The 13,996-nt window shown below is 31.6% G+C and carries 10 protein-coding genes; 2 read left to right on the plus strand and 8 right to left on the minus strand.

The genetic code is table 11. From position 1 onward, the window contains the following. Positions 1-252: 252 nt before the first annotated feature. The 3 genes from lepB to AN960_RS01755 form a co-directional block, all read right to left on the minus strand. Complete coding sequence (lepB, locus tag AN960_RS01745; protein WP_056465896.1) at positions 253-831, minus strand: signal peptidase I; 579 nt, start codon at positions 829-831, stop codon at positions 253-255. A gap of 100 nt (positions 832-931) precedes the next feature. Continuing rightward, positions 932-2,575: an AMP-binding protein gene (locus AN960_RS01750; protein ID WP_056465898.1), complete on the minus strand. Its 1,644-nt coding sequence runs from the start codon at positions 2,573-2,575 to the stop codon at positions 932-934. Between the two features lie 212 nt (positions 2,576-2,787). Continuing rightward, a complete protein-coding gene (locus AN960_RS01755) occupies positions 2,788-4,044 on the minus strand; it encodes a cation:dicarboxylate symporter family transporter (protein ID WP_056465901.1) in 1,257 nt (418 codons plus the stop codon). 645 nt (positions 4,045-4,689) lie between these two features. Here AN960_RS01755 and zwf point away from each other — a divergent pair. Continuing rightward, the gene (zwf, locus tag AN960_RS01760) at positions 4,690-6,189 is read left to right on the plus strand and encodes a glucose-6-phosphate dehydrogenase (RefSeq protein ID WP_056465904.1); all 1,500 of its coding nucleotides are present in this window, start codon (positions 4,690-4,692) and stop codon (positions 6,187-6,189) included. Positions 6,190-6,258: 69 nt separating this feature from the next. Here the strand turns inward: zwf and gnd are convergent, their stop codons facing one another. Then, the gene (gnd, locus tag AN960_RS01765) at positions 6,259-7,665 is read right to left on the minus strand and encodes an NADP-dependent phosphogluconate dehydrogenase (RefSeq protein WP_056465907.1); all 1,407 of its coding nucleotides are present in this window, start codon (positions 7,663-7,665) and stop codon (positions 6,259-6,261) included. Between the two features lie 247 nt (positions 7,666-7,912). Between gnd and AN960_RS01770 the strand changes: the two genes are divergently transcribed. Then, on the plus strand, positions 7,913-9,022 hold the full coding sequence (locus AN960_RS01770; RefSeq protein WP_056465910.1) for an AbrB family transcriptional regulator: 1,110 nt from the start codon (positions 7,913-7,915) through the stop codon (positions 9,020-9,022). A 26-nt stretch (positions 9,023-9,048) separates the two neighbouring features. Here the strand turns inward: AN960_RS01770 and AN960_RS01775 are convergent, their stop codons facing one another. The 4 genes from AN960_RS01775 to AN960_RS01790 all read right to left on the minus strand — a co-directional run bounded on the left by AN960_RS01775 (position 9,049) and on the right by AN960_RS01790 (position 13,964). Then, positions 9,049-9,795: an SDR family NAD(P)-dependent oxidoreductase gene (locus tag AN960_RS01775; protein WP_056465912.1), complete on the minus strand. Its 747-nt coding sequence runs from the start codon at positions 9,793-9,795 to the stop codon at positions 9,049-9,051. 98 nt (positions 9,796-9,893) lie between these two features. Further along, positions 9,894-10,343 (minus strand): MarR family winged helix-turn-helix transcriptional regulator, encoded by a 450-nt coding sequence (locus AN960_RS01780; protein ID WP_056465915.1) that lies wholly within the window; start codon positions 10,341-10,343, stop codon positions 9,894-9,896. A 599-nt stretch (positions 10,344-10,942) separates the two neighbouring features. Next, positions 10,943-12,343, minus strand: a complete 1,401-nt coding sequence (locus AN960_RS01785; protein ID WP_056465918.1) for an MFS transporter — start codon at positions 12,341-12,343, stop codon at positions 10,943-10,945. Between the two features lie 25 nt (positions 12,344-12,368). After that, positions 12,369-13,964 carry a beta-N-acetylhexosaminidase gene (locus AN960_RS01790; protein ID WP_056465921.1) on the minus strand — a complete coding sequence of 532 codons (1,596 nt, stop codon included), beginning with the start codon at positions 13,962-13,964 and terminating at the stop codon, positions 12,369-12,371. Positions 13,965-13,996 lie beyond the last annotated feature (32 nt).

Here is a 13,996-nt window from a genome sequence, read left to right on the forward strand (position 1 = left end):
TAACCAATTGTTCTTCTTAATTTGAGTAATTTCTTCCTCTAATAAAAGTTCTTCACTTTTTTTCATTATATATTCCTACTTTCAGTTTTGATTAATTTATTCTTATATTTAAGATTTATTGCCTTAAATACAGCTTAAAATACCTGTAAGTATCAATTTTATTGCTTTTTTACTTTATATAATGAAAATGAAAATTTAATGAAAAATCTTTTACTAATTTTTTATACTATTTAATCCATTTTACTTTTCCTTTTAGTGTATTATTCTTACTCGATCAAACGGAAAAAAAACTCCTTCAACTTTGCCGACTATTTCAGACTGCTTTATATACCCTAAACCATTTCTACTATCTTTACTATTCAAACGATTATCTCCCATTACTAAATATGACCCGTTAGGTACTTTCACTTGATTAAATTGGAGAAATTCTCTATAGACATTTTTCAAATGGTCATTTAAATAGTTTTCAGATATATGTTTTCCATTAATATAAAGGCGTCCATTCGTTAAATTAACATAGTCACTTGGCAAACCAATTATTCTTTTGACATAATACTTAGGGTCATTTTCTTTTTTTATAATGACAACTTCGCCTCTATTTATTGATGAAATATGAAATGAGGCTTTGTTAACAAACAAATAATCATGATTATGTAGGGTCGGTTGCATCGAAGCACCTTCAACAATAAAGGGAGAAAAAATAAAAATCTTAACAATTAATGCGATCGTAAATGAATAGACTATTAGTTTAAAAGTTTGCCTTGTAGATTCCTTTTTTCGTATTTTCAACTTTTTATCCCCTTTAAGTGTTTTGTGTCCACATTTTAACATAATAGGATTAAATGTTTTCCTTATAAATATTTAATTAAAAAATAGCAATGAATGTTTTCTGTTTCACTTTGCTATTTCTTTAATGATTAAACCAGAGCAATTAAACTTGTTTTTGAGCAGTTTCTACAGCTTGCTCTCTAAGTCGGAATTTCTGTATTTTTCCCGAGGCAGTCATCGGGTACGCTTCTACAAATTCTATATATCGTGGAATTTTATGTTTTGAGATTTTTCCTTTACAGTACAATCGAATATCCTCTGGTGTAATTTTTATACCTTCTTTAAGAATAATCCAAGCCATTACTTCTTCCCCATACACATCATCTGGTACTCCAACAACTTGTATATCTAACACATCTGGGTGAGTATATAAAAATTCTTCTATTTCACGAGGATAAATATTTTCCCCACCACGGATAATCATGTCTTTTAGCCTACCAGTAACTTTGCAATAGCCATTTTCATCCATGATCGCTAAATCCCCAGTATGTAACCACTCATCTTCGTCAATTGCAACACGAGTAGCTTCTTCATTTTTGTAGTAGCCCTTCATGACATGATAACCTCTAGTACAAAGTTCTCCTTGTACTCCACGAGGTACTTCAATAGATGTGCCTGGTTCTACAATTTTCACTTCAACATTTGGTAATGCCTTACCAACCGTTTCAACTCGTACCTCAATTGGGTCATTCGTTCTAGTTTGTGTAATAACTGGAGAAGACTCCGTTTGACCATATGCAATTGTAATCTCTGTAATTCCCATTTTTTCGATTACGGCCTTCATAACTTCAATTGGACAATTTGATCCTGCCATAATTCCAGTTCGTAAAGTTGATAAATCATATTTAGAAAATTCAGGTTCATTTAATTCAGCGATAAACATTGTCGGAACTCCATGTAATCCCGTACATTTTTCATCTTGTACTGTTTGAAGTACTCTTTTTGGACTAAAGTCTTGTACAGGTACGATCGTTGCTCCAACAGTAACACAAGCCATGGTTCCTAAAACACATCCAAAGCAATGGAAAAATGGCACAGGAATGCATAAACGATCAGCCTTTGTTAATTCCATACAATTCGCGATATTAAACCCATTATTGACGATATTTGAGTGTGTAAGCATTACACCTTTTGGGAAACCAGTCGTTCCAGATGTATATTGCATATTTATAACATCATACGGACTCATTGATGCAATTCGCTTATCCAACTCTAAGTCTGATGTATTTTTTGCCATGGAAATAAGCTCATTCCATGAGAATGTTCCAGGGTATTTTTTCTCACCAAGAACAATTACGTTCCGTAAAAATGGCAGTCGACTACTATGAAGTTCTCCAGGAACAGCATCCTTTAATTCTGGAATAATTTCATAAAGCATTTCAATATATGAAGAATCTTTATACTGATCCATTAAAATAATCGTTGTTGAATCAGATTGCTTTAACAAATATTCTAGCTCAGCTGTACGATAATTTGTATTTACTGTAACAAGAACTCCACCCATTTTGCCCGTTGCAAATTGTGACGTAAGCCATTCAGGTGTATTTGAAGACCATATAGCAATATGATCACCTTTTTGAATTCTTAGACTCATCAAACCTTTTGCTACTTCTCTGCAGTGTTTTTCAAATTGTTCGTAATTCATCCTTAAACCTCGATCCGCATAGACAACAGCCTCATGAGTAGGATGTAATTTCGCTTTTTCTTCTAATAGTTTCCCTATCGTAATATCTAGTAAATTTGTCATCTTATCCTCCTTAATTGGTTCCCTTCCAAAAGGACGCGTTATTAAAAATTAAACCAAACATAATTAAGAATATTCTATGTTTTTAGACTTTTACCTTTAAAAAAACTTCTGTAAAATAAGAAAAGCCACAAGGAAATTCTTATTCCTTGTGGCTACTCTTTTAGATAATTCATTTGAGAGTCAAAATTAAACTATTTTTTCTATATTATACGTTACATAGCAACGTTATTATCATTCTTCACCACTTCTGGTTTAAAAGCACCTTCCCATTTAGCAATTACAACTGCTGCTAAAGAGTTACCTACTACGTTTACTGCAGTTCTAGCCATATCTAGAATACGGTCAATACCAGCAATAAATGCTAAACCTTCAACTGGAATACCTGCAGTACCTAATGTTGCTAATAATACAACAAACGAAACGCCTGGTACACCTGCGATACCTTTTGAAGTGACCATTAGAACTAACATTAGTGAAATTTGAGCAGTGATTGATAAATGAATACCATACATTTGAGCGATGAAAATTGCTGCTAATGCTTGATATAAAGTTGATCCATCAAGATTGAATGAGTAACCAGTCGGAATAACGAATGAAGAAATTGATCTTGGTACTCCGAATTTTTCTACTTTTTCCATAATTCTTGGTAAAACTGTTTCAGAACTCGCAGTAGAATATGCCAAGATTAATTCATCTTTAATTAATTTAATAAACTTAAAGATATTAACTCCTACCATTTTAGCTACTAAACCTAATACTACAACGATAAAGAATGCCATTGTTAAATACACAGTTATGACTAATTTTCCTAATGGAATTAAAGATTCTAATCCAAATTTTGAAACTGTAACACCGATTAATGCAAAAACACCAAATGGAGCAAATTTCATAATTTGATTTGTAATGTAAAACATTGTATCAGCTGTTCCTTGGAAAAATGCTAATACAGGCTTTCCTCTTTCTCCCACAGCTGTAATACCAAGACCGAATAGCACTGAGAAAAAGATAATTGCTAACATATTTCCTTCAACAAACGCTGAAAAAATATTCGGCGGTACGATATTTACAAATGTATCTGCAAAACCATGACTTTTCACTTCTTTAGCTGTTTCAACATAAGTATTTATATCAGTTTTGTGAAGAATACTCATATCTACACCAGCGCCTGGTTTAACGATATTCGCTACTAGTAATCCGATTAAAATCGCAACTGTTGTAATAATCTCAAAGTAAAGAATCGTTTTTCCGCCTAAACGGCCAAGTTTTTTCGTGTCACCAACACTAGCAACACCTACAATGATACTTGAAACAACGATTGGTATTACAATCATTTTAATCAGACGTAAAAAGATATCTCCAATTGGTTGTAAATAATCTGCAACCTTTGGATTACCATAAAAAATTGCGCCTACAATGATCCCGATAACAAGACCAATTAATATTTGCCAAGCTAAGCCAATTTTTTTCATAATAAAAGTCCCCCTTGTAGTTGAATTTTGCCAAGTTTTTTAATTTACTAAAAATAACAAAACCATTTAAATTTTTATTAAATGGTTTTAAGCACTACTTGGCTTATTAAGATATCGATGGAACTCTCATAAATTACCCATCATTTCCATAATTTAGTTTTTGATTATATTCAGAATTTACAATCAAAAAAAGTTATAAAAAACAGTATAACAGAAATCATTACGATTTCAATTTTACTATATTTTCCAAATGTCGATAAAGGTACATTACAATTCTACTAAAAAACTGAGATTTTGACAAATTCTCCTTGCTGTTTTTTAATTATTTTTTAATTTTTAACCAAATAATTACATATTACTATTTAAAAGAAGAAAAATGTTGCATTATCTATTTCATTTAAAACCTCTTTGTTTACAGGGAATAATAAGAAAAAAGTTAAATATTATCAAGACACTTATTTACGAATCTGTTCGTTTTGTTTATGATATAAGATGAATAATTTGGAAATTTAACTTATTTTTTAATAATTAATGAAAATGCTTTCAAAATATTTTTTTGAAAGTGACTTTACATAATTTGTATAATCAGCCTTGATTATTACTAAAATAAGTTAGAATTTATGTTTAAGAAGTGAGGTAAATTAATTGAAAACTAAAGTAAACCCAAAAGCAGTTATTGTCATTTTTGGAGCAACGGGAGACCTAGCAAAAAGAAAGCTTTTTATTTCAATATATAGATTATTTTTAAGTAAAAAAATTGATGAAGGTTTTGCGGTTGTAGGTGTTGGTAGAAGACCTTGGTCAAACGACGAGTTTCGTGAAACAGTTAAAAAATCAATACAATCTATTGCTTCATCTGACTCTGAAATTGAAAGCTTTTTATCTCATTTTTACTACCATCAATTTGAAGTATTAGAATCGTCTTCATATATAGAATTAGGAAATTTACTAACAAACTTGGATAACCATTATTTAATTCCTGGTAACCGAGTTTTCTTCCTAGCTATGGCACCAGAATTTTTCGGAACAATTGCTAAGCAGTTAAAACAGAATGGTTTGGCTGATACAGAAGGTTGGAGCCGAATTGTAATTGAAAAACCATTTGGACATGATCTACCGAGTGCAATTGAATTAAATGATGAAATTCGTGAAGCATTTTCAGAAAGTCAAATCTACCGTATCGACCATTACTTAGGTAAAGAAATGGTTCAAAATATTGAAGTGATCCGTTTTGCGAATGCAATGTTTGAACCACTTTGGAATAATCGATTTATTTCGAATATCCAAATTACATCTAGTGAAATTCTTGGTGTTGAAGACCGTGGTAAGTACTATGAGAATTCTGGAGCTTTAAAGGATATGGTTCAGAATCATATCCTTCAAGTGGCGGCACTACTTGCTATGGAGCCTCCGATTAAATTAACAACTGAAGAAATTCGTAGTGAAAAAGTTAAAGTATTTAAAGCTCTTCGTAAAATTGATGAAAACGAAGTAAAAGATTATTTTGTTCGCGGACAATATGATGCTGGTGTAATTAACGGTGAAGAAGTTCCAGCATATAGAAATGAAAACAATGTTGACCCTGAGTCTCAAACTGAAACATTTGTTGCTGGGAAACTTTTTATCGATAATTTCAGATGGGCTGGTGTACCATTCTATATTCGAACTGGAAAAAGAATGGCTACGAAGTCTACTAAGATTATTGTTCAGTTTTCAGATATACCAATGAACCTTTATTACAATACAAAAGAGACAATGTCTCCAAATTTATTAATTATCCATATTCAACCCGATGAAGGTATTACATTACAATTAAATGCAAAAAGATCTGGCTCAGAAGATGGCTACACAAAGCCAATTCAACTAACATTTAATAATAATTGCGTTGATTGTATTAATACACCAGAAGCATACGAGCGATTAATTTATGATTGTATGTTAGGTGATGGAACAAACTTTACGCATTGGGATGAAGTTAAATATTCTTGGAGCTTTGTAGATGTCATTTCAAAAGCTTGGGATCAAAAATTAGCACCACTCACAAATTATGATTCTGGCTCGATGGGACCAAGTGAGGCTGATACTTTATTGACAGTTGATGGTCATAAATGGTGGCCTGTTTCTGAACGATTAAATGAACATTAAGAACGTTTATATAAAAAAGTTACCCCCACATAATCGAGGGGGTAACTTTTTTATTTTTCGAAAATAAAATTATGTCCACTGAGTATGGAACTTACCTTCTTTATCAATTCGTTCATAAGTATGTGCACCAAAATAATCTCTTTGTGCTTGAATTAAATTAGCAGGAAGTGTTTCAGTACGATAGCTATCAAAATAAGCTAATGCTGCTGAGAAACATGGAATTGGAACACCAGCTTCAATTGCTACAACGCTAATTTTTCTTAATGCACCTTGATAGCTTTCTACGATTTCTTTGAAATATGGATCAAGTAATAAGTTAGAAAGATTAGCATCTAGATCATAAGCTTCTTTAATTTTTTGTAAGAAAGCCGCGCGAATAATACATCCGCCTCTGAAGATCATTGCAATATCTCCGTATTGTAAATCCCATTTATACTCATCAGATGCAGCTCTTAATTGAGCAAATCCTTGCGCATATGAACAAATTTTGCTCATATAAAGGGCTTTACGCACATCTTCAATAAGTTGCTCTTTATCACCATTATATGTACTTGTTGACGGACCAGATAATAATTTACTTGCTTTTACTCTTTCATCCTTCATTGCAGAAATGAAACGTGCAAATACAGACTCAGTAATAATAGAAGTTGGAACACCTAAATCTAGTGTGCTTTGACTAGTCCATTTTCCAGTACCTTTTTGTCCTGCTTTATCTAAAATAACATCTACAAGTGGTTTACCTGTTTCTTCGTCTGTTTTAGTGAAGATATCAGCTGTTATTTCAATTAAATAGCTATCAAGCTCGCCCTTATTCCAATCACTAAATACATGGTGCAATTCGTCAGCACTTAAGCCAAGTACATTTTTTAATAAAAAGTATGCTTCTGAGATTAATTGCATATCACCATATTCAATTCCATTATGAACCATTTTTACGTAATGACCAGCACCATCTGGGCCTATATATGTTGTACAAGGCTCATTATTTACTTTTGCAGCAATCGCTTCAAAAATAGGTTTTACTAGTTCAAAAGCTTCTTTCTGTCCACCAGGCATAATGGAAGGTCCTTTTAAAGCTCCCTCTTCTCCACCTGAAACACCTGTTCCAATAAAATGAATTCCGCTATCAGATAACATTTTGTTTCGTCTTTGAGTGTCTTTATAGTATGTATTTCCACCATCAATTAAAATATCACCTTTATCAAGATGAGGTAATAATTGTTCAATTGTTGAATCAGTTGGTGCTCCTGCTTTTACCATAATCAATATTTTTCTAGGTATTTCAAGAGAATTTACAAATTCTTCAATTGAAAATGTTCCAACTACATTTTTCCCTTCTGCTTCTTTTAAAAATTCTTCTGTTTTTTCAACTGATCGGTTATATACAGAAATTGAGAAACCTCTACTTTCAATATTTAAAGCTAGGTTTTTTCCCATTACTGCTAATCCAATGACGCCTATTTGTTGTTTAGCCAATTCAATTAGTCCTTTCTAATTAAAATTTGCAAGGGTTTTCAAATTAAAAATTGTAAAATATTTACTATCTTTAATATATCCTCTGATTAGTTTTGCTATCCTGTTAAATATTCTAAAGACTAACCGAGCAAAATCCTTGCATACCATAAACTTAAGGTCAATAATGATATTAACATAACGAGCGCGATGAATAAATGTAAACATGATCTATATATTAAAATTTTATAATTTGAAAAGAAGTGAAACGATGGTAATAAATTACAACAATAATAAATGGACACAGCTTTTATTAACTTTAATTATTGCAATTATTGGTGGATTTTTATTTCAATTAATTAAACTACCAATACCTTGGCTCCTTGGACCAATGTTTTTTGTCCTTATATTTTCTAAAATTAAAGGGATAAAATTGTATTGGCCAAATAAAATCCGAGATACAGCCATGATCATAATCGGCTACACAATTGGGCTATCATTTACATCTTCTACGTTTATTCAAATCGGACATCAATTAACTTCTATGATATTGATGACCTTTCTACTCATCCTTTTTACAATTACAATTTCAATCATAATTTCTAAAGTATTTAAAATACATTATCCAACTGTTTTGTTAGGTAGTATTCCTGGGGGACTAAGTCAAATGATTGCTCTGGCTGAAGAGATTAAAGATATTGACTTTACAATTGTCACTTTCTTACAAATTTCCAGGCTTATGATGATTATTTTTATGGTCCCATTATTAATTTTCAGTCCATTTTTTAATGTACATAAAAGTTCGATTTCAGAAGCTATTCACCATTCTTCGGCAAGCTGGCATGGCTTATTTCCAAACATCATTATTTTTGCTATTTTCTGTACACTACTTGGTGTTTTAGGGAAGAAAATAAATTTTCCAACAGCATTACTTTTAGGTCCAATGATCGCTACCATCATCCTTAATTTATCAGGACTACATGGACCTGCCTTACCTTCTGTTATATTAGACTGTTCCCAGTTAATGATGGGAAGTTATATTGGCATATTATTAAAACCAGAAAACTTAAATAACAAATTAAAAATTGTTTTAGTTTCAGCCTTAAGTGGCGTTGTTTTATTAACGTTTTCGCTTTTATCTAGTATATTTTTAACACATATTCACACCATTGATCATATTAGTGCCTTACTAAGTTTAGCCCCTGGTGGAATGGATCAAATGGCCTTAATTGCTAAAGAAGTAGACGCAGATATAACTGTCATTATGTGTTACCAACTATTTAGAACGCTATTTATATTTATTGTTGTACCATATTTATTAAGATATATTTTTAGAGCAAGAATACAAGAAAGTAAGGTTAAGCGAGTAAGTAATGAATAAGAAAAAGAAAACCTTTCCTTGCTTTTCTATTCTTCATAGATTATTTTTCTAGTCATTCCACCATCAATTATGATATTTTGACCATTAATAAAGTTATTTTCTGGATCAGCTAAATAAATACAAGCTTTAGCTATATCTTCAGGCTTGCCTACTCGATTTGACCAATGTTGAAGATGATCAGTTTCTTTTAATTCTTCTTTCTGGTCAACATGTATCCATCCAGGGCTAATGCAGTTTACTGTTATACCATTTGGCTGAAGCGATGCTGCTAATGAATGGGTAATTGATACAATTCCACCCTTTGAGGCTGCATACGCTTCTGAATTCGGCTCCGACATGATCGCTCTAGTTGATGCCATATTTATTATTCTTCCATTATTATTCATGACTTTAGCAGCTTCTCTTGATGAAATAAAAACGCTTCTCAAATTAGTATTTATTACTTGATCCCATTCATCTGTTGATAAACTTAAAAATGGCTTAAAAGCGGAAATTCCAGCATTATTTATTAAAATATCAAGTCTACCAATTTTGTCAAAGACGGTGCGAATAAGATTTATGATGTCTTCCTCTTTACTAACATCAGTCTTATAGAATATTGCTCTTCCACCATTTTCCTCAATTTGCTTTACAACTCTATTACCTTTTTGTTCATTGATATCAGCTATAAAAACAATTGCTCCTAATTTTCCAAATGCAATTGCAATACCCTCTCCAATTCCATTCGCACCACCTGTAATAATAATTGATTTCCCTTTAAACTTTTCTTCCATATTTTTATACCTCTTCTTACAATTAGTCTATTTTTATTATTTCCAGCCTTAACAAAAAAAGCCGTCAAATGACAGCTTTTAATTCGAATTAAGTTATCTCAATCTTGAGGTTGATTTTTGCTTAATCCAATCTTTTTTAATAAATAGATTAACATATCTTTTTCAACTGAATTTAGTTGAGAAAATAAGTTATCAATCATTTCGCTATGAGCTGGAAAGATACAACTAATTACTCTTCTCCCCTCTTCAGTCAAAGCTGCATAGATAACCCGTCGATCTTTTGGACAATGAATGCGTTTAATATATCGCCTTGCCTCTAATTTATCTAAAACATATGTCATATTTCCACTTGAGATTAATATCCTTTTTCCAATTTGTTGGATTGGCTGATCTCCTTTATGATAAAGCAATTCTAAGACTGCAAATTCAGTTAAATTCAAACCAAAACATTTAATATTATTAATAGAAGCATCATTCAAAAATCGATTTGCTTTACAAATTTCAGAAAATAATTGGAGCGAATTAGTTGAAATTTCATTTTGATTCATTTCATTTCAACTCCTTTCAACTATCTTGAATTAAAGATAATTTTAAAGTATTTTTTGAAAGTAGTCAATGTCCTAAAATATGATTAAATACATAATGAAGATTTGTGAGTGTTTTCAGTTTACATAATATTATTATGAAATACAGGTTTTATTCCTTATGAATCTCTTATGAGTAACTACATTTCAGATTCTCGCTGTTTTACTTCCTCATGAACCTTTTATGAGTAACTACATTTCAGATTCTCGCTGTTTTACTTCCTCATGAACCTCTTATGAGTAATCACATTTCAGATTCTCACTGTTTTACTTCCTCATGAACCTCTTATGAGTAACTACATTTCAGATTCTCGCTGTTTTACTTCCTCATGAACCTTTTATGAGTAACTACAATTCAGATTCTCGCTGTTTTACTTCCTCATGAACCTCTTATGAGTAACTATATTTCACGTTTTTGTTTATTTACTTACTCATACCTTTCCAATTACTCCAATAAGAAGAAAAAAAGTAATTCGATCGCTCCATACAAAAGCAATACAAATAAAAAGGACATTTTGATTAAAAAATGTCCTTTCTACCTCTATCTTTTACCGATCAATCTCTCAGATTTTACTTTGATTAGCAAGGGCCATTTCTTTAACTTGTTCTTCTGATAAGTCATAGAACTTAAGGAAGATAAATAATGCAATTATACATCCTACTGCTCCACCTAGATTAAATGTCGCCCATAAGGATTTTAGAGTAGTAGCAGTTTGAGTTATGGCATGTCCATTTGTTGCGGCTTTATAGCCTGCAATACCTATGATCCACATACCAAGTCCTCCGGAAATTGCTCCAATAATTTTAGAACTGAATGTTTGTGTAGCAAATATAACTGCTTCAAAACGTGTACCATTTTTATAGCAATCATATTCAACTGAATCAGCAAAGAACATTGGATAAATAACAAGCTGTGGTGCGATTAACATTGCTTTAAGAACTGAAACTCCTAAAAATAATCCGAAATTTTCATATGCAACAAAGTATGTGACAATTGATAGTAATGCATTTGCCCCTAAAGCAAAAGACATAAGTTTAATTTTTCCATATTTGTTTACTAACTTTGGAACAAAAGGAGCAACAAGAACTACTGGTAGAATACCAATTCCAAGAATCAGTGAAACTTTAGTTGCATCTTTATAGATATCAGTCGCTACAAATGGTGCTAAAGTGTTTGTAAAGTTAACTCCATTTGCAATGATATTTACAATTACGATTGTTTTTAAATATTTATTATTTAAAAGTGAATGTAAGATTTCTTTAATTGCTGGTTCTTTTTTATTTGATTTTACTCGTTCTTTTACAAATCTCGTCATTGACATAACTAGAAATGCAATGATTGAAAAGATTAACACAGAAATCATGTAATTATTATTAGTAGCCTTTAAAACGCTTGGGAATGCAGCTACTGCTACAAGTATACCGACAATCCCTGTAATTTGATTGTTTGCTAGTAGAACTGTTCGTTCTTCAGGATTAGGAGTGATAACCGTCGAAAATGCGAAAGCAGGAGCATCTGCTGCAGCATAAAGTGTACCCCATATTAAATAAGTGACTGCTGCATAGCCAATACGTACACCTTCAGAAGCTGCAAGTAAATGATCACTAAATCCGAAACAAAGAAAAGTCATAATAGGCACAGTAATTGAAGCTATATTTACCCAAGGTTTAAATTTACCACTCTTTAAATTTAATCGTTCGATAATTGTAGCGAGCGTTGGATCAACAAATGCATCCCAAATTCTTGCTAGTAAAAGTATACTTCCTACAGTTGTTGCACTAATTCCTAAAACACTTGTATAATAAACTGCTAAAAATGAAGATACAATGAAGAAAATTATATTTTGACCAAAGAAATATGAGCTGTACATGAAACGCTCTGATTTTTTTGTAACAAAAGTATTTTTTGGTTTCGCATTTTTTTCTATAACGATTCGTTCATTTAAAACTGAATTTTTCCCCATAATTCCGCTCCCCATATCCTAATGATTACAATGTTTGCTTTAATAGTTCCGTTGCTGTTTCTTCGTCAAAAATATTATTTAAAAACTTAGACATCATTACTTGTTTTTCTTTTTCATCTAACCCCATGTCAATATCGCTATTTTGAAGAAATTGAAACATCATCATTAAGAATTGCTTAGCCTCTTCCTGAGCAGCCGTTCCGTTAATTGTTGCTGCTTCAAATGGGGCATGATTTAAAGTAATTAAGTTTAACTCTTCCATATATGCTTTTAAACGAATTAAGAAATCCTCATAATTTCGTTCAATTGTCCAACTTGATTCTGCAAGTGCATTGATTCTAGGTGAAATCATATATTCTAATATTTCGGGAGTGGTAACTCTTTCAGTCCAAATTGCTCCTTCAATCCCTAACACGTTTGAAGCATTTAAGGCAGGATTTGGATGATAATCATAAGTTTTTTGTAAAGTTACAATTGAATATGGATAATCGAAATAACAATTAAATAAGTCAGAGAAAATGACTTCTTGTCCATTTTCAAAGTATGGTTTGCAATAGCTTTCCTCAGTAAATTCAACCCAGTATTGTGTCGCCATTTTGTTTTCAACATCTTTAGCTCTTAATGTTTCATTCCAACAAATGACTTGTTTACCATGTTGAGTTAAATGATCGGTTATTCGTTTACTAAATGCATATTGTAGATCATCAAAATTATCGATGTTATTTTTTTTCATAAGTGCTAAACAATGAGGACAGGTTTTCCAATTTGTTTTTGGAACTTCATCTCCACCTATGTGGAATTTAGATGAAGGGAAAAGCTGAACGATTTCATCTAATAGAGCAAATATCCAAGTATATGTTGATTCTTTTCCCGGACAAAGAACTGTCTTATACACACCAGCACTACTTGCTAATTCTACATTTTCTTCAATACAGCTAAGACTTGGGTTGGCAATTAACATGGCAGTAACATGTCCTGGCATATCTATTTCTGGTATAACTTCAACACCTCTTGCTTCGGCATATTTGATTACATCTTTTATCTCATCTTGCGTATAATATTCTTGATTTTCAGTTAATTTAGGATATACTTTTGATTCAATTCTCCAGCCTTGGTCATCGGATAAATGCCAATGAAGCACATTTAATTTATTTAACGACATTTCTTCGATTATCTTTTTCAGTACATCTACGTCGAAGAAATTTCTACTAACATCTACAAGTAATCCTCGATGCTTATATTTCGGATAATCTGAAAAAATAACGCCGTCTAGTTTTCGATTAGAAGTTTTGACTGCCTCGACAATCAATACATATAGAGTCGTAAGAGCATTTTTTATACCAGCTTCATCATTTGAGAATAATTTAATTTGCTCTTGAGAAATATCAATCTTATAACCATTTTTATCAACTGTAGGATCTTTTATTAACTCAATATCGGTCTCTGTATTTAAATTTGTTTGCGAAACAAAAATGTCACATTTAGATTTTAATCTGTCCGAAAATACCTCAATTCCAGCATCAATGAATTCACTATTTCTAATAGAAAGAGCTTCTTTTATAGCGAAACAATTTTTTTCTTTCTTTTCGATTTTACCGTTGATTTTTGGTATTAAATTCATATAGATCCCTACTCTCATCATTTTTTAAAACT

The sequence above is a fragment of the Bacillus sp. FJAT-25509 genome (genome assembly GCF_001420605.1).
Lineage (GTDB): Bacteria > Bacillota > Bacilli > Bacillales > Bacillaceae_G > Gottfriedia.

Excerpts from the sequence above, each read along its gene's own strand:
- lepB (WP_056465896.1), bottom strand. The coding sequence starts at position 831 with ATGTTAAAATGTGGACACAAAACACTTAAAGGGGATAAAAAGTTGAAA.
- AN960_RS01750 (WP_056465898.1), bottom strand. The coding sequence starts at position 2,575 with ATGACAAATTTACTAGATATTACGATAGGGAAACTATTAGAAGAAAAA.
- AN960_RS01755 (WP_056465901.1), bottom strand. The coding sequence starts at position 4,044 with ATGAAAAAAATTGGCTTAGCTTGGCAAATATTAATTGGTCTTGTTATC.
- AN960_RS01770 (WP_056465910.1), top strand. The coding sequence starts at position 7,913 with ATGGTAATAAATTACAACAATAATAAATGGACACAGCTTTTATTAACT.
- AN960_RS01775 (WP_056465912.1), bottom strand. The coding sequence starts at position 9,795 with ATGGAAGAAAAGTTTAAAGGGAAATCAATTATTATTACAGGTGGTGCG.
- AN960_RS01780 (WP_056465915.1), bottom strand. The coding sequence starts at position 10,343 with ATGAATCAAAATGAAATTTCAACTAATTCGCTCCAATTATTTTCTGAA.
- AN960_RS01785 (WP_056465918.1), bottom strand. The coding sequence starts at position 12,343 with ATGGGGAAAAATTCAGTTTTAAATGAACGAATCGTTATAGAAAAAAAT.
- AN960_RS01790 (WP_056465921.1), bottom strand. The coding sequence starts at position 13,964 with ATGAATTTAATACCAAAAATCAACGGTAAAATCGAAAAGAAAGAAAAA.